The following is a 16484-nucleotide window of genomic DNA, read 5'->3' on the forward strand; positions in this document are numbered from 1 at the left end:
GTGAACTATTGCCCGTGTCGACACCGGTATTAATACTTAAGAAATATTCATCGTAAACATAAACCCAAAAATGGTTTTTCTTATTACTATTTCCATGTTTAAATCGTGATTCTATTCCACGAAGGATAGTGATCATGACGCAAAAGCCTGTATAAATGTTAAAGGGCCCATAAAAAATCTGGCGTATCTAAAAATGCCTTAGACAGGCAGAAGCTAATATCCCATCGCTAAATACCAAGCTTGAAACTGCAATACCGTCCATAATTTGTTTGCGTGATCGAACTTTCCGCTCAAGTGTTGATTGTAAGTCGTCATCAACACGTCAACGTTAAATATCCCTTGCCGTTCTAATAAATCTCGATTTATTAGAGTTTCACACCAGTCTCTCAATTCATTTCGTAACCAGTGAGCAATAGGAATGGAAAATCCCATCTTTGGGCGGTCAATTAAGGACTGGGGTACATACTGATACAGTAATTGTCGTAGTAACCATTTTGAATCGCCATTTTTCACTTTCATTGAATTAGGGATTCTCCAGGCGAATTCAACTAACTCTTTGTCGAGTAGTGGTAAACGCATTTCTAAACTAACGCCCATACTAGCGCGGTCAGTTTTAACTAAGTTATCACCTGGAATGTACCACTGCTGATCCCAATACATGGCAGCGTCAAGAAATTTCTCATTGAAATTTAATTCGCTTGTCAAACTCGGTTCGTCAATTGCTTGGCGTAATAAATCCTGTGGGTTTTGCCAGTAACCACAGAGGTATTGGTACGAAGATTCTAGATCGGGTTTGGACAGTAGTGCGCCTAACTTATGTAACTTTACGCCAGTGTTCGCTCCACCTTTTCGCCCCAATATTTTATTGGCATTACTATACAAGTTATCCCATTGTCCTGGTGCGATGCTATTCAAGCCAATAGAAACTATTTTTTTAATAGGTGCGGGTACAGACTTGAATTTTTCAAACATTTTTTGAGTTTGGATGTAACGGTTATAACCAGCAAATAATTCATCGCCTCCGTCACCAGATAAGCACACGGTAACATTTTCGCGGGCGAGCTGACTTACCAGGTACATCGGAATTTGAGAGGAGTCAGCAAAAGGTTCGTCGTAGAGTGTTGGTAATTTTGGTACCACATCAAGAGTGTCTTGCGCGTTTAGATAAAGCTCATGATGCTTGGAGCCAATGTGTTGAGCAATTTTTTTTGCGTGTTCAGCTTCGTTAAAATCTTTTTCGTGGAAACCAATAGTAAAAGTGTCGATTGGCTTGCTACTGTTTGCTTGTAAACAAGCGGATACCAATGAAGAATCAATGCCGCCGGAAAGAAAAGCACCGAGTGGCACGTCTGCGATTGCTTGTTGATTAATAATGCGTGTTAATGTTGTGTCCAGCTCAGATATTGCTTCTTGGTCATCTTGAATTGTGTGCGCTGAAAACTCAGAGTATGTATTGCGTAGCGACCAAAAGCTGTTTTGGGATTTTTCGAATTCGTGGCCAGAGAGTTTGTCTAAGCGAAAGCAAACGATCGTACCGGGCTCAACCTTATAGATATCTTCAAAAATGGATTGTGGAGCACTTATGTAGCCGTAACGAAGATAGGAGCCGAGGGCTGATAAATTAATTTTAGGCTTGCTACCGGCATGCGCCGTGGTAATCGCTTTTAATTCGGATGCAAAAATGAACTCATTGTTTAGATAGCCATAGTACAAGGGTTTTTCACCGAGCCTGTCTCTGACCAACTGTAAGGTTTTATTTTTTTTATCAAATAGTGCAATTGCAAACTGGCCTTTGCATTTTTTTAAAGTGTCATCTAGACCCCAGTGAGTTATGCCCGCGACTAGAACTTCGGTATCGGAATGGCCTTTAAAAGTCTGCCCTAACGCTTCTAATTCTTTTCGTAATTCAAGAAAATTAAATATCTCACCATTAAATATAATAGTGAAACGGCCGTTCTGGGAATGCATCGGTTGATGACCGAGTTGACTCAGATCTTGGATGGAGAGGCGCTGGTGAACGAATCCAAGTCGTGTTTCGGAGTCGATCCAAGTGCCGCTGCTATCGGGGCCGCGGTGAACAATCGATTGTCCCATCGCTTGGAGCGTTGATTCTAATTCATCGTCGGGTCGATTAAGTCCAACTAGGCCAGCAATTCCACACATAATAGGTAGATTCTTTGATTGTTCTTTGAATAGATTTTATTGCAATGTTTATTGCTTTTTGAGTTTGAAGTCACGTGCATTTTCGAACTCATCAGATAATTTTTTACCAATAGATTCAAAAGCATATTGTGAAACGGCGAGTTCTCTCGCAGCAACTTCTAATTCTTTACGAAAACCCTGATCGCTAAATATTTTTTCTATGTGCTCGACATATTGCTCAGGCGAGGATGCATACAAAACATTCTTGCCGTCTTCACACATAATGCCCTCGCAGGCTATTGGATTTGCGACAATCGCTTTCCCTGCCGAGAGGGCATCGAGGATTTTTAATTTGGTGCCGCCACCATCGTCAATAGGGCATACGTAAACGGTTGCGTCACTTAAGCATTGGTCGAGATCGTCGACGAAACCATGAACTCTAAAGTTAGGATCTTGTTTCGAAAGCGCAATGAGTTTTTCGGGAGGGCGTGCACCCACAACATCGATGGTTACGTCCGGTATTTTCGCTTTCAAAAGCGGCCATATTTTTTCCGCAATATATAAAACTGCTTTAGTGTTGGGGTACCAATCCAAGGTGCCGATGAAAATCAAGCGGCTATTTAACGGTTCTTTGCCACTTGGTTTAAAAACACTGGTATCGACACCGTTCGGAATGCAAACAAATCTGGCATCATCGATAAAAGTTCTAAAGCGATCATTGTCTAGTTCAGAGCAGGTAACATTGGTATTAAATATTGGGCAATAGTGCTTTTCGATATTTTCTAATCTCTTGCCTTCCTGCCAAAAATAAAATTTCTTAATTAAATTATTTTCTTGATCCGCTCTGCGAATCAGCATATGCGATTCAACATTATGATGATCGAGACTTAAACAGGCGTCTTTTATGTCATCTATATAAGGAGCCAAGCTAATGGTGTCACAATGAATCAAGTCGTAGTGATTGTCTGAATGAAGTTTATTGACAGCGTTTCGGAACTCGTCACTTTTTAACCAGTTCATATTGTATGGGTGTCTCGAAACTAAACTTTTTAGCGCACACCAATAACGATGTAGTGACGACTTGTCGACCGGGCAATCGAAAAATTCGACATTGCCACAAAATTCTTTCAGCACCTGCATAGATTTTTGTGTGCCTTCTTCGTAACTAGCAAAGTAAGGTTCAATTAATCCCCTTTGATTGAAGGCGATTACGTCTACGTCATGATGTTTTGCAAGTTCTTTAACTAAATAATGGCTCCGAATCAATACCCCTGCTTTAGGTGGGTAAGGAACGAGATGAGAAATCCACAAAATCTTCATAAGTTTTTCGATCTAGCTATTTGTTGATATTGCTTGGCGTATTCTTGAGCCATTTTTTGTGCAGAATATTTTTCAACAACAATTGACTGTGCTTTATCACCGTAGCGTTGAATTAATTCGGGGTTGCCGCTAAGCAATAATATGTTTTTTGTTAATGCATCGACGTCTTGTGACGGGATAATAATGCCCGCTTCATTCGCCAGCGCTTGGGCAACATCACCTACATCGGTGGCGATGACTGCCTTGCCTGCGGCCATGGCTTCCAACATTGCCATGGGGAGACCTTCGTTAAGCGAAGGTAATAAAAAAATATCGCTACTTTTTAGTATCTTGTCGATGTCATTTCGGCGTCCAGCAAAACTAATGTTCTTTTCTACTTCTAGCGTTCGCGCTTGTTGTTGTAAGGCATCGTTCTCTTCGCCGGTACCAACGATGAGTAAATGCAAGTTTGGATTGGAATTTAACGCTGCCGCCAATGCTGATATTGCATAAGTGATACCTTTTTCGCCGGTTAAACTACTGACAGTAACCATCAATACTTTGGATTTATCGATATTAAATTCACTACGTAGATTTAAATTTTCCGAGCCGATATCGGTGTAGCGTTCGGTTTCGATACCGTTTGGGATTAGGGTGATTTTTTTAGCGCTGATTTTCGCTGCAAGCATGTCGTCAACAATGGGTTGAGAGACTGCGACCACGGAATCAAATCTTTTTAATAGATGCCCATCCAAAAAAGCGTAGAGTTTTAACTTCCAGTCCGTTCTTTTCCAGAGATGATTAGTGGCTAATAAAGCCGAGTACTTCCGAGATCCAATCGCGTAGAGGTCTTCTCTATATCCGTGGGAGTGAACGATGCCGATGCCTTCGCGCTTAACGTAATCTCTGACTTTGCCAATCACTGAAAAGTCATAAGGGCCCTTGCCTCGGAAAAGCTCGGCTTGGAATCCTAAGCCTTGCGCTACAGTGTAGAGTTCGGGGATCTCGTCGCCTTCATCCATCGGCACGCCGACAATGGGTTCGTACCCTAAGGAAGGGAGCCGTTTCGAGAGTTCAATAACGACACGTTCAGCCCCGAGAAACGAGTTACTGCTCCGTAAGTGTAATACTTTGATCATTCCGTGGGCTTTATGTCTGAGAGTAGGAAATTAAGGCGGGTATTATGCGGAACCTCATACGGCAAAGCCAGGTTCAAGGCGAGTTTGTTGATAAGGCAGGAGTTTATAGGTTCTAACGGTTCAAAGCGTTTCCCATAGCTAAGGCTGTTGCTGGGTTTCAGTCTACGAATTCAAAAAAACGCTTATGAATTCGATTGCTGAATGATCGGTGTTTGCGGTGAGATAAAGCACATCGGTGAGGGTGTGACTGGAGGTGGAGTGACAACCACTGGAGGTGAGCCAGCCAGCCCGATTCTTTGAGTCGAAATAACAAAATTATCGTAATAGCGGTTCAAGGGAGCATTTGCCCCGTCGTTCCAATAGGTGTCTAGCATTACCTCATTAATCTTGTCGTTTGTGCTACCTCTTAAGTCGACGTTTAAGGCTTCAATGACTAGGTTGTTGTCTACCCACATCCTGTATACGCCATCGCTCATCGATGGTGTGTTGAGCTTAACTTCGACTTCAATTGCTACCCACTGATCCAGGTACGCAGCCAAAGTCAATCCACTGTTTCTGACTCCCAAGTAGCCACCGCCGTTGGCTTGGGAGCTATTCTTAGCTAGAACATCCAGCGTCAATTCGCCATCACTTTTAAGCCAGGTTTGGACGCTAAAAATCGCTTGCCAAGTGGATCCACGTTGACGATAACCAAGGCGCGACATTTTCGGTGGGAATACCGAGTAGCCTTGGGGGAATTTATGGTAAAACCGATAAAAAATATGGTCCGGAAAACCCGCATCGTTAACCTTAATAACCCAACCAGCGTCGACCTGCCCTGTGGTATAGGTTTGCTTCAGTGAGCTTTGATCTGCGTAAGCATCTTCAGTTGACTGGCTCATTCCGAGAGACGACACATCCTCATAGCGTGTTGTTAGGGCTTGCATGCTTTCGAAATCATCGCACCAGATCCACTCTGGATGTGAGCTCTGCCAATTATCACATTCTGCTCCCGATGCGGCGGCGGATATCCAGATCGACAACAAAAATATACTTGTACTGATAATAGAAACGATTTTCATTTTCAAAAAAACTCCGAGTGCAAATACCTAGCGAATACTCTGTTATTTATAGTCGTGCCTAAGAATAACAGCGGTATCTAACTCACAATATTAACCTTCATTTGAAAGGTTTTCGGAGATCTTGCGTATTTTGCGTGAGAGTTGGCATTCATGGGCGTAACTGTTCCCAAAAAGAAAAAGTGAAGTGAGACACATACGACAATATCGAGAAGCTATCTCTTCAATTGCCTTGGTGATATTTAAGAAATACGTGGTAACATGCGCGCCCAATTTGGGTGCCCGAGTTCGTTGCTGAAAAGGCTCCTTCTATCGGTATTGTTAAGAGTCAATTAAGCCACCGACTATCCTATCAATACGCATGTTTTTGAGAATAAATCTTAAATAATTGGACAATTAAAAATGTTATCAAAGCTACGAGAGATTTATTGGAAGCTACTCGAATTTAAAACGCAGCATTACATTCGCAGTTTGGAAAAAAAAGGCTTAACACTCGGTAAGGAAATTAACATTCATGAAGATTGCTATCTTGACCCAGGCCATTGTTATTTGATTACTATTGATGATTTCTGCACCTTAGCGCCAAATACAACTTTGTTAGCCCATGATGCGAGCACAGCATTTTTATTGGGTTACACGAAAATTGCAAAAATACATATAAAAACGAAATCTTTTATCGGGCAAGGTTCAACGGTATTGCCTGGTGTAACTATCGGCCCAAATTCTGTTGTTGCGGCAGGTTCTATAGTGACTAAAGATGTGCCTCCTGGAGCGGTAGTTGGAGGTAATCCGGCAAAATTTATTATGTCTGTTGAAGATTACATAAATAAAATTGAGGCCGATAAGAATTCTAAAGATAAAAAAATATTCGGCGAAGAATATTTCGTTGAAAATCTTGATGATGCTAAGCGACAGGAATTGCGCGAGGCAACCAAGGATGGAACTGCATATATGGTTTAGTGATTGCTCTTAAGCAAGGACTTGCTTGGTGGCGAGTAATAAGTAAGGTATTTTGTATGGCATTGTTACTGAATTGAACAGCCTACGTTGATTTGTGCACATTCATCCTCCTCCTCTCAAAAATTAGTGTTTACCACTCAAAATCAGATATTTTTGTCGTATTTATTCCTTTAGACCAGGCGGTTTTAGCGTAGTATCTACACCTTACCAGCGTGTTTACATTGGGCTAATCTAAATATGGCTCGCCGAAAATTGTAATAAATGTCTTAAATAACAATAAGTTAAAATAAATCCAAAAAAATTACATGTAATAAGTTGACGGATTACATGTAACAAATTATAGTTTCGCACCATGAAGCCAAAATCATCAGCACATTATCAACGGGAGTTCCGCAAGCGATTGCGGGAGCAGGGCCTGGTGAAAAAAGAGGTTTGGATTCGGCCAGATAACGCCAAGCAGTTGGCTCAAATCGAAAAAGAACTGAGAACATCCAGAGGGTCACAATGGCCAAAAGGAGAAAATACGATGACAGCGACCAATGAAGTGTGGACAACAACAAGTTTATTTGGGGCCTTGCAAGACGCAGAATTGTTCAAAAGCGGTCAGGCTTCCGTGGAATTAATTGACGGTGTCGAGCCTGCTCTACACATTGTGATGTTTGAGTATGGCGATCTTCCCGTATTTCTAACCGTGTCGGGGGAGCAAATTATTGTCGAGGCGGTGTTGTGGTCTGTCTCAGCTGTTAACGATGTAAATCGTTTTAATGAGGCGATTTTGAGAACCCATAAATACTTTCCGCTCTCCACAATTAGTCTAGATATTGTTGGTGACGGAAAAGATTACTATCACATGTTTGGTGCTTTAAGTTCCTCCTCTATTTTGCCAAACGTGATTTTTGAAATTGAAACTCTCGCCAGTAACGTTATTCAGGCGACAGAGGCCTATAGCGAATTTCTCAACATAGCGATCGAAGCTTAAAGGAGTATGAAATGAATATTTTAGCGAAAATGATGACTGCATTGCGTGGCGGCGCTAACGAAGCGGGCGAAGCAATTGTGGATAGTCAAGCTTTACGAATTTTAGATCAGGAAGTTCGTGACGCGTCAGAAGAGCTAAAACAATCCAAGGATAGCTTGGCCAATATTTTGGCTAGACAAAAGCTTGCGGAAGAAAAATCAAAAACCTTAAAAAAAGATATCGTTGAGCATGAAGGTTACGCATTAAAAGCGCTCGAGATGGGTGATGAAGGTTTAGCAAACGATGTGGCGAGAAAAATTGCTGATATGGAAAACCAATTGGAATCCGAGCAAGAAACCGGTTCTGGATTTGCCGCTCACGTTAGCAAGCTTCGCGAAACCATACATCAATCTGAGCGTACAATTAAAAGACTCAAGCAGCAGGTAGATACGGTTAAGGCGACAGAAAATGTACAGAGGGCACAAGCTGCTGTTGCGGAAAGACATAGCGGCACCAATTCAAGTTTACGTACTGCGATGGACTCATTAGAGCGAATAAAAGAAAAGCAGGCGTTAAAAGAAGCGAAAATGAATGCAGCAAGTGAGTTGGCGCACACCGATGGAGAAGATTCTCTTCAGCAGAAGTTAGAAAAAGCTGGTATCGCAGCCGGCGCACATAGCGCGAGTGATGTGCTAGAGAGATTAAAGAAAAAACGATCAGGGAAGTAGGTCGCCACGGATGGCGACCATTTTAAAAAACGATAACAAATAAAAGGGGCGCTTATGTTTGCAATTTTCTTAACGGAGGCGATGGATCCGTTCTATCAAAACGTAACGTCGTTTCCTACGGTATTTTTCTCCTTCTTCCTTATCCTTTGTTTTATGTATGGATGCTTGGCGGTTTTGGGTTTAGTTGATCTGGATTTTCTTAATTTTGATATTCCCGAAGCCGATTTGGATATAGATGCCGGCGATAATCTTTCTAATCTCAATGTATTGTCTGGGTTGTTAGTAAAGCTAAAGCTTAATGGCATACCAATTCCATTCGTAATTTTTTTAATTACCTTGATTGGTTGGTTCATATGCTATTACGCGGTCTATTTTATTTTCCCCTTCGTTCCCGACGGTATTATCGAATTTCTGGTGGGAATCCCTATTCTTATCGGTACCTTATATGCCGCAGCATTTATAACAGCGTTGATTGCCAAGCCTTTGCGGCCGATGTTCAAGGCAGCGGACCAGCAAGTTGAAAAAAATATAGTTGGTCAAATAGCTGTTGTTCGAACCACAAGGGTTGACGGTGGCTTTGGAGAGGCTTCGGTCGAAGACGGCGGTGCGGGTTTAATTGTTAAGGTACGCTCGTACAGCGATGAAGTTTTCGCGCGTGGCGATAGAGTCGCGCTGATTGAATATGTTAAAGAAGAACATGTGTACAAAGTAATATCGGAATCAGAATTTAAAAATTAAAATGTAAAAAGGAGAGTGCTATGTCTGATTATTTGCCGAGTTTTATGGGGCTTTTAGTCTTTGTTGGGGGATTTTTTCTTTTCTTGGTGGTGATGGCGGCGCTTTTTAAAGCGTTTTACGTCAAAGTAGAGCAAGGTGTCGCTCTTATTAAAAATGACCTGAGCACACGGCCAAAAGTATTCTTTACCGGATCGTGGATAATTCCCGTTATTCACAAAAAAGAATTGATGCGCATTTCTTTGATCACCATGGAGGTCGATCGAAGGGCTAAAGACGGTTTGATCTGTAAAGATAATATGCGTGCTGATATTACCGTTGCATTCTATCTTCGAGTTAATGAAACACCAGAAGATGTATTGAAAGTGGCTAAGTCATTGGGAGCCAATCGTGCATCTGATCGTGATGCCGTAAATGAGTTGTTTAATGCGAAATTTTCAGAAGCCTTAAAAACTGTTGGAAAACAAATCGATTTTGTTCAGTTGTTTGAAAATCGACAGGAATTTCGCGACAAGATTATCGAAGTTATCGGCAACGATTTAAATGGTTATGTTCTTGAAGATGTAGCGATTGATTATTTGGAGCAAACGCCTAAGCACTCTCTTGATCCTAGTAATATCCTCGATTCCGAGGGTATCAAAAAGATTACTGAATTAACTGCTACACAGAATGTTCGCACCAATATTTTGGAGCGTGACGAAGAGCTGGCAATCAAAAAGAAAAATGTTGAAACCATTGAGGCAATGTTGGAGCTAGAGCGTCAACAAAAAGATGCTGAAGCGAGGCAGGAGCGGGAGATAGCAACCATTCGAGCGCGCGAAGAAGCCGAGACAATAAAAGTTCAAGAAGAAGAGCGTAAGAAAGCTGAGTCAACGACGATATCGGTTGACCAAGATCTTGCCGTGCAAACTGAGAACCAAAAACGTGAAATTGAAGTCGCTGAACAAAACCGCCAGCGAGCTGTAGTTATCGAAGTAGAAAAAGTTACGCGAGCGAAGGATCTGGAGATCGTCGCCAGAGAGCGTGAAGTTGAGTTACAAACTATCGAGGCAGAAAAAGCAATTGAAGTCGAGAAAAAAGAAATTGCCAATGTGATTCGTGAACGCGTTGCGGTCGATAAAACTGTTGCTATCGAAGAGGAAAAAATTAAAGAGGTTCGCGAGGTATCAGAAGCTGATCGAGCTAGACAAACAAAAGTTATTGATGCGGAAGCCATCGCGGAAGAAGACAAAGTGAAGCAAGTGAAGGCAGCGGAGGCAGAAGAGCTCTCTGCTAAACATAAAGCCGTAGAAATAACTACGATTGCTCAAGCGAAACTAGAAGCCACGGCAAAAGACGCAGAAGCAATGAAAAAACATGCAGAAGGTGTGCAGGCTGAGCGTGCTGCTCCTGGACTTGCGGATGCGAAAGTGCAGGAAGCGAAAGCGGATGCTCTTGAGAAAGAAGGTATTGCTGAAGCAAACGTGATTCAGGCAAAAGGTGAAGCATCAGGTAGCGCGCATCGAGTGGTTGGAACTTCTGAAGCAGATGTTATTGCGGCGAAAGGAGAGTCGGAAGCGCAGGCTAAGAAACAAATTGGTATGGCTGGTGCTGACGTAACACGCGAACAGTTTAAAGCCGAGGCGGAAGGCTTAATGGATAAGTTCGAAGCTATGGGTACCATGAGTGACGACGCTAGAGCGCATGAAGAATATCGAATGGGCTTAGAGACAGCACTCAAAGAAGTATTAGCTTCAATCGAAGCGGGCAAGGAAATTGCCAAAGAAAATGCAGAAGTGTTAGCTACTGCATTGCAAAGAGCGAAGATTGATATCGTCGGTGGTGAAGATCACTTCTTTAACAATTTTGCGAAGTCCTTATCGATTGGTAAAGCCATCGACGGTTTGGCGGACAAAAGTAGCACCGTCGCCGCTTTAGTTAATAAAGTAACTCAAATGCCAAATTCCGATACCAAAAGCAAAGAAGAAGCTGACAGTTAGTTAGCAACCAAAAACGGAACGTTAAGGTTTTAATTTAGCGTTCCAATTTTTTGTCTTCAAATGCTGGAAGGAAATTATCATGGCACAACAGGAAAAGCCCGATATCAGCGAGGCAAATGCCTTAGTTGATAACGCCGTCTCGGAGGGCGGCGCCTACGATATTATTCGCAAGCGATTAGTTGAACAAGGTAAGCAGCTCAAGCAGCAAGCGAATCAATTAAATCAAGGTCGCCTAGAGGAATTTGGCAGCTCTGATATGAGCGTTCTCGCACGCGTTCGTGTGCGAACTGAAAATAATTGTATTGCACGAGATATTGTTCAGGTTGGTCCGTATTTACTGTTCGGTTTCAATGTCTTTATCGGCCTTAAAAAAGAAACCAAAGTTGATGATGTTTTTGCCTTATTCGCTTTGGAAGAAAAAGGCGATGATTATGAAATGGAGCCCGTACCTCGGGGAGGAACATTCCTTGCTGATCAAAGTTTCGTTAGTGATTTCGATGAATTGTATCGTTATTACAAGCACACGCGTTTAGTTGAACTTACTATCAATCATGGAAAGTTACTTGCTGGCTTTCAAATTGGCGAACGACCAGAAGATGTACGCGTGTTTCGTTGGTCTATTTCCGCCGATGGCAAAGATGTTAAATATATCGATAATCGTGGCGAAAGAGATATTCAGCTACCGCCATCTTTCGATTTCGAATGGAAGGTCTCTCAGCGTGAAGATATCGTTCATGGACGCCACGCCCATATCAATGTACTTGATACGGTATTTGTTGAAACCCTTGCGGGCGATCTGACGATAAAAATAGAGAACAATACTGAAGATGGTCAAGGTGTTTATCGTGAACCCGTCGAAGATGATACCCAATCACTTGACGATGTCGAAGTTCAGTACGCGAAAGTAGGTGGCTTAATTCTCCTTAAGATATTGCCGTATCGAGAAGAACAATGGCGTTATCTAATCTTCAATTCCTTTAATCAAAAAGTATTGCGTATCGATGCTATTGGTCAATCTTGTGTTCAGTTACCTGAGGATCACGGTGTTATTTTTCCAGGTGGTTATTACCTGCAAACAGGAGAGCACAAAACGTTTGATGGCGAAGCTAAGGGTTTAAAGTTCAAGCGTCATATTCGCTCCCCGAATGGCGAAGATGTTTTGTATGTATTTTATGATCCAATTGCTGGCGTCGTCGCTTTGCTTGCATACAACTTAATTAATAAGTCTTTGCAAAATCCTATCATTGGCCATGGCTACGCATTATCGGATGAAGGAAATATCGTTATATTTTCTGCTGAGCCAGAGCCCACTCGTGTTCACCCGATGCAAATTTGGCAGACACCTTACCTCAGTGATGAAGTCGCAAGTAAAACAATCGCGAGCCAAACTTTTTATGGGCGAATCGGCAATGCTGAGCTTGTTCGTGGCGTTTCCGATATATTTAGTGTTTGTCGCGCAATCGACAATCAATCGGTTTCCGTTCGCTTATACGAAGAGCTAAGTCAAAGTCCGCAAAAATTGTTTGATGCTCACTTTTGGTTGGAAGAAAAAGAAGCCTCAGCTATCGCCGATGTGTTGCGAGAGATTGGAGATACCGCCGAGCTAGTAATAGACGAATTTGAAAAAGTAGAAAGTATTCGTCAGCAATCGGCAAAGACTATGGCTGCAGCTGAAGCTGAGCAAGATGAAATTATTCGTGCGGTACGGGTAAACAGCGGTGATACGGCAGAAGAGTTTGTTACTACACTTGGTCGCATGCGTCGCCAGCGTGGGCACCTCACCACGATAAAAGAATATCGCTATATTGACTTGGCAAGAATTAATGTTCTTGAAGACCAATTACATAAAGAAGAAGAGGAGCTGAGTAAAAAAACTGTTGAGTTTTTATCGTCAGAAAGTGCTTTAGATCCTTATCATGAAAAGATTATTCGCTTGGACGCTGAAGTGGCGGCGGTTAATACCAATGCCGAGTTACAACCTTTAGTGGAAACTATCGAGACCACTTCGGAGGGTTTAGATTTGTTGTCGGAGCTTATGGGGACGCTCAAGGTATCTGATGCAACCGTACGCACGCGGATTATCGATTCGATTTCAGAAGTATATTCAAAACTAAATAAAAGCAAAGCCGAAGCGAAACACAAACAAAAAAGTTTAGGCTCAGAAGAGGCCATTGCTCAGTTCGGTGCACAATTTAAATTATTTTCTCAGACTATTACTAACGCTTTGGGTTTGGCGACCACGCCGGATCGGTGTGATGAACAATTATCTCGCCTATTGGTACAGCTAGAAGAGTTAGAAAGTCAGTTCAGTGATTACGAACAATTCCTCGACGATATTATGGATAAGCGAGAGGAAATCTACGAATCATTTGAAGCTCATAAGCAACAATTACTAGATGATCAGCAGCGTAAAGCGCAAGCGGTTGCCGATGCCGCCGATAGAATTTTACAGAGCATCGAAAAACGCTCGTTAAAATTTACTAAATTAGACGAGCTGAATACCTACTTTGCATCCGATGCCTTAGCGTTAAAAACGAGAGACTTTGTTGAGCAATTGCGACAGCTGGATAGCGCTGTAAAAGCAGATGAGATTGAGTCGCGATTTAAGGCCGCGCGGGAGCAAGCACAGCGCGGCTTACGTGATAAAACAGATATTTTTGAAGAGGGCGGTAAAGTTATTAAGTTGGGACCGCGACATAAATTTTCGGTCAATACGCAAGAATTGGATTTAACCTTGATACCGCGTAAAGGTGAGCTGAATGTCCATCTAACGGGTACTGACTATTACGAAATAATTGATGATCCGGAATTGTCGGGCCTGAACAAATATTGGGGTATGAGTCTCGAGTCAGAAACCGACGATGTTTATCGTTCTGAATATTTGGCATCACTGATTTTGGAAGACGCGGCTAGGGAAAAAAATGATCTTAGCATGGAGTTATTGCATACTGCGGTATTGGATGATGACAAGCTCTTAGATGTTGTTAAAGATTATTCCGCGCCTCGCTACAAAGAAGGTTATGAAAAAGGCGTACATGATCATGATACTCATTTGCTCTTGCGCACCTTGCTTCCTGCGATTCAGAGCGCAGACTTATTGGCATTTAATCCGCTGAGCCGCGGGATCGCGCAAATATTTTGGGCGAATACCATAAAGCAAGTTCGAAACCAAAAAAGCGATAAAAAAAATAACGATGAGCGAGTTAGTGGCGCGATGTTGTCTTATAAAACTTGGCCAGCAAGAGCGCAGTCTGCACAGCAAATGCAATCAGTGTTCGCGAGCGCGGAAGCTAAGCTACTACTCGCATCCGAGATTGAGCAATCTATTACTCAATTTTTGGAAACAAATCCGATAAATGTGTCGAGCTTGGAAATCCGCACCGCCGCAGAGTATTTAGTGGCAGAGCTAAGCCGTGATCGTATTGAATTTATTGTCAGTAAGTATGCTGTTCGATTAACCGAAGAGCTTAAGCAATCAATGGACGAAGTCACGTGGCGTCGTTACCAGAAAGCCTTAGAGGAGATGCTCGGTTGGCCAGCGGAACGCTGGAAGCTTACCCATGCCTGGTTGCATGCTCTAGTCGAAGATAAAAAACTCGCGTTTTTGTCGCGTTATATTCCTGAAGCTTGCGCGATAATTAATAGTGAAGAGCGCTTAGACAAGCGAAATACCGAGGTTGATCTAGAGTTATCAGTTGAGGGCTTATTGGGAGATCATCCTCGGATCAATAATAGAACCCTGCACTTTTCGCTAGATGAATTTCTACAGCGGTTAGAGATACACAAACACGAAGTGCTACCCGCTTATCGTCGTTATATCGAATTGAGACAGGAAATTACTCGTAGAGAAAAGAAAGCATTGCGGCTTGAATCATTTAAAGCGCGGCCACTAAGTTCTTTCGTTCGAAACAAATTAATTAACGATGCTTATCTACCCATTATTGGCGATAACCTTGCTAAGCAGATGGGCACAATGGGGGATGAAAAGCGAACTGATCTAATGGGTTTGCTAATGATGATCTCGCCACCAGGGTACGGTAAGACAACCCTGATGGAATATGTGGCCAGCCGACTGGGCTTGGTATTTATGAAGATCAATTGCCCGTCCTTGGGTCACGATGTGTTGTCGTTGGATCCTGCACAAGCACCCAATGCGACGGCCCGACAAGAATTGGAAAAGCTCAACTTGGGTTTAGAGATGGGCAACAACGTAATGTTGTACTTGGATGATATCCAACATACACATCCAGAGTTTTTACAAAAATTTATTTCGCTTTGTGATGGCACTAGACGGGTTGAAGGTGTCTGGAAAGGTGAAACCAAAACCTACGACATGCGCGGGCGAAAGTTTTGCGTGGTTATGGCGGGGAACCCTTACACTGAATCAGGTGAGTTATTTAAAATTCCCGATATGTTAGCGAACCGCGCTGATATTTATAACTTAGGCGATGTTCTCGGTGGAATGGATGAACAATTCGCGATGAGCTATATCGAGAACTCGATGACATCGAATTCTGTGCTTGCTCCGTTAGCGACAAGAGAGATGGAAGACCTTTACAAATTAATGAAGATCGCCAAAGGCGAAAATGTTCCTACGACAGATTTGAGTCACCAGTACAGCGGCGCGGAACTCAATGAAATTGTTGGTGTGTTGAAAAAACTTTTTGCCGTGCAGGATGTAGTGCTTAAAATTAACCAGCAATATATTGCCTCTGCCGCGCAGAACGACAAATACCGAACGGAGCCACCGTTCAAGTTGCAAGGCAGCTACCGCAACATGAATAAGATGGCAGAAAAAGTTAGCGCAGTAATGAATGACGCTGAAATGCAGCAAATGATAAACGATCATTATTTGGGTGAGGCTCAACTTCTCACCACCGGTGCTGAAGATAATCTACTCAAGCTTGCAGCATTGCGCGGTACTATGACTGACGAGCAAAGCGCCCGTTGGGAGTCCATCAAAAAAGACTTTATGCGCAACAAAGCAATGGGAGGAGATGATCAAGATGTGGGTGGGAAAGTTGTCGCGCAACTTGTTGACATGGTCAGTGGTTTTGAGCGTTTGAATTCTAGTTTGGAAAATGCCTCGCGTTCAGAGGCTGGCGGTGGTAGTAAAGATAAGCTTAAAAATGAATTAAATATTTCTAGTCAAACATTGGCTGACATAGAGAAGCTTATTAAGTCAGCCCAAAGTAAGGTGGAGGTAATAAATCAACCGGTTCCCGGAATTGACAAACTATTGTCGGCACTAACCGCGACAATGGAGAACAGTATTTATCCTCTTATAAAAACCATGGATAAAAAGTTTGAAATAGATTTGCGAACCCACGATAAGATGCAGGATGTATCCGATCAATTACGCTTACTAGAATCTTCATTTGCCACGGTTAATTCTCAAGCCGATAAAAATAAAAAGCAAACCACAGCTAAACAGCCAACTCGAAAATCGACTAAGAAGAATTCGCCTAACAAAGAAAAATAAGGAT

At 42.5% G+C, this 16484-nt stretch carries 10 protein-coding genes; 6 read left to right on the top strand and 4 right to left on the bottom strand.

The features are described from left to right. Nucleotides 1–213 precede the first annotated feature (213 nt). The 4 genes from asnB to ACYUCY_RS05405 form a co-directional block, all read right to left on the bottom strand. The gene (gene asnB, locus ACYUCY_RS05390; protein ID WP_460225430.1) at nucleotides 214–2163 is read right to left on the bottom strand and encodes an asparagine synthase (glutamine-hydrolyzing); all 1950 of its coding nucleotides are present in this window, start codon (nucleotides 2161–2163) and stop codon (nucleotides 214–216) included. Nucleotides 2164–2211: 48 nt separating this feature from the next. Then, entirely contained in the window at nucleotides 2212–3462 is a 1251-nt protein-coding gene (locus ACYUCY_RS05395) for a glycosyltransferase family 4 protein (RefSeq protein WP_460225431.1), read from the bottom strand. Further along, a complete protein-coding gene (locus tag ACYUCY_RS05400) occupies nucleotides 3459–4580 on the bottom strand; it encodes a glycosyltransferase family 4 protein (RefSeq protein ID WP_460225432.1) in 1122 nt (373 codons plus the stop codon). Before ACYUCY_RS05400 ends, ACYUCY_RS05395 begins: the two co-directional genes overlap by 4 nt. A gap of 182 nt (nucleotides 4581–4762) precedes the next feature. After that, a complete protein-coding gene (locus tag ACYUCY_RS05405; protein ID WP_460225433.1) occupies nucleotides 4763–5641 on the bottom strand; it encodes a polysaccharide lyase in 879 nt (292 codons plus the stop codon). Nucleotides 5642–6040: 399 nt separating this feature from the next. On the opposite strand from ACYUCY_RS05405, the gene ACYUCY_RS05410 reads away from it, so the two are divergent. The 6 genes from ACYUCY_RS05410 to ACYUCY_RS05435 all read left to right on the top strand — a co-directional run bounded on the left by ACYUCY_RS05410 (nucleotide 6041) and on the right by ACYUCY_RS05435 (nucleotide 16480). Beyond that, on the top strand, nucleotides 6041–6598 hold the full coding sequence (locus ACYUCY_RS05410) for an acyltransferase (RefSeq protein WP_460225434.1): 558 nt from the start codon (nucleotides 6041–6043) through the stop codon (nucleotides 6596–6598). A gap of 352 nt (nucleotides 6599–6950) precedes the next feature. After that, a complete protein-coding gene (gene bacA / locus ACYUCY_RS05415) occupies nucleotides 6951–7577 on the top strand; it encodes a biofilm formation regulator BacA (RefSeq protein ID WP_460225435.1) in 627 nt (208 codons plus the stop codon). 11 nt (nucleotides 7578–7588) lie between these two features. Continuing rightward, nucleotides 7589–8284, top strand: coding sequence for a PspA/IM30 family protein (locus ACYUCY_RS05420; protein ID WP_460225436.1), 696 nt, complete (start codon nucleotides 7589–7591; stop codon nucleotides 8282–8284). Between the two features lie 54 nt (nucleotides 8285–8338). Then, nucleotides 8339–9022, top strand: coding sequence for a DUF1449 domain-containing protein (locus ACYUCY_RS05425; protein ID WP_460225437.1), 684 nt, complete (start codon nucleotides 8339–8341; stop codon nucleotides 9020–9022). A gap of 20 nt (nucleotides 9023–9042) precedes the next feature. Continuing rightward, complete coding sequence (locus ACYUCY_RS05430; protein ID WP_460225438.1) at nucleotides 9043–10998, top strand: flotillin family protein; 1956 nt, start codon at nucleotides 9043–9045, stop codon at nucleotides 10996–10998. Nucleotides 10999–11077: 79 nt separating this feature from the next. Then, entirely contained in the window at nucleotides 11078–16480 is a 5403-nt protein-coding gene (locus ACYUCY_RS05435; protein WP_460225439.1) for a DNA repair ATPase, read from the top strand. The last annotated feature ends 4 nt before the right edge of the window (nucleotides 16481–16484 follow it).

It is taken from the genome of Aurantivibrio infirmus (assembly GCF_054767315.1).

Coding starts and splice junctions, on each gene's coding strand:
- ACYUCY_RS05430 (WP_460225438.1), top strand. CDS start 9,043: ATGTCTGATTATTTGCCGAGTTTTATGGGGCTTTTAGTCTTTGTTGGG.
- ACYUCY_RS05435 (WP_460225439.1), top strand. CDS start 11,078: ATGGCACAACAGGAAAAGCCCGATATCAGCGAGGCAAATGCCTTAGTT.
- asnB (WP_460225430.1), bottom strand. CDS start 2,163: ATGTGTGGAATTGCTGGCCTAGTTGGACTTAATCGACCCGACGATGAA.
- ACYUCY_RS05410 (WP_460225434.1), top strand. CDS start 6,041: ATGTTATCAAAGCTACGAGAGATTTATTGGAAGCTACTCGAATTTAAA.
- ACYUCY_RS05395 (WP_460225431.1), bottom strand. CDS start 3,462: ATGAAGATTTTGTGGATTTCTCATCTCGTTCCTTACCCACCTAAAGCA.
- ACYUCY_RS05420 (WP_460225436.1), top strand. CDS start 7,589: ATGAATATTTTAGCGAAAATGATGACTGCATTGCGTGGCGGCGCTAAC.
- ACYUCY_RS05425 (WP_460225437.1), top strand. CDS start 8,339: ATGTTTGCAATTTTCTTAACGGAGGCGATGGATCCGTTCTATCAAAAC.
- bacA (WP_460225435.1), top strand. CDS start 6,951: ATGAAGCCAAAATCATCAGCACATTATCAACGGGAGTTCCGCAAGCGA.
- ACYUCY_RS05400 (WP_460225432.1), bottom strand. CDS start 4,580: ATGATCAAAGTATTACACTTACGGAGCAGTAACTCGTTTCTCGGGGCT.
- ACYUCY_RS05405 (WP_460225433.1), bottom strand. CDS start 5,641: ATGAAAATCGTTTCTATTATCAGTACAAGTATATTTTTGTTGTCGATC.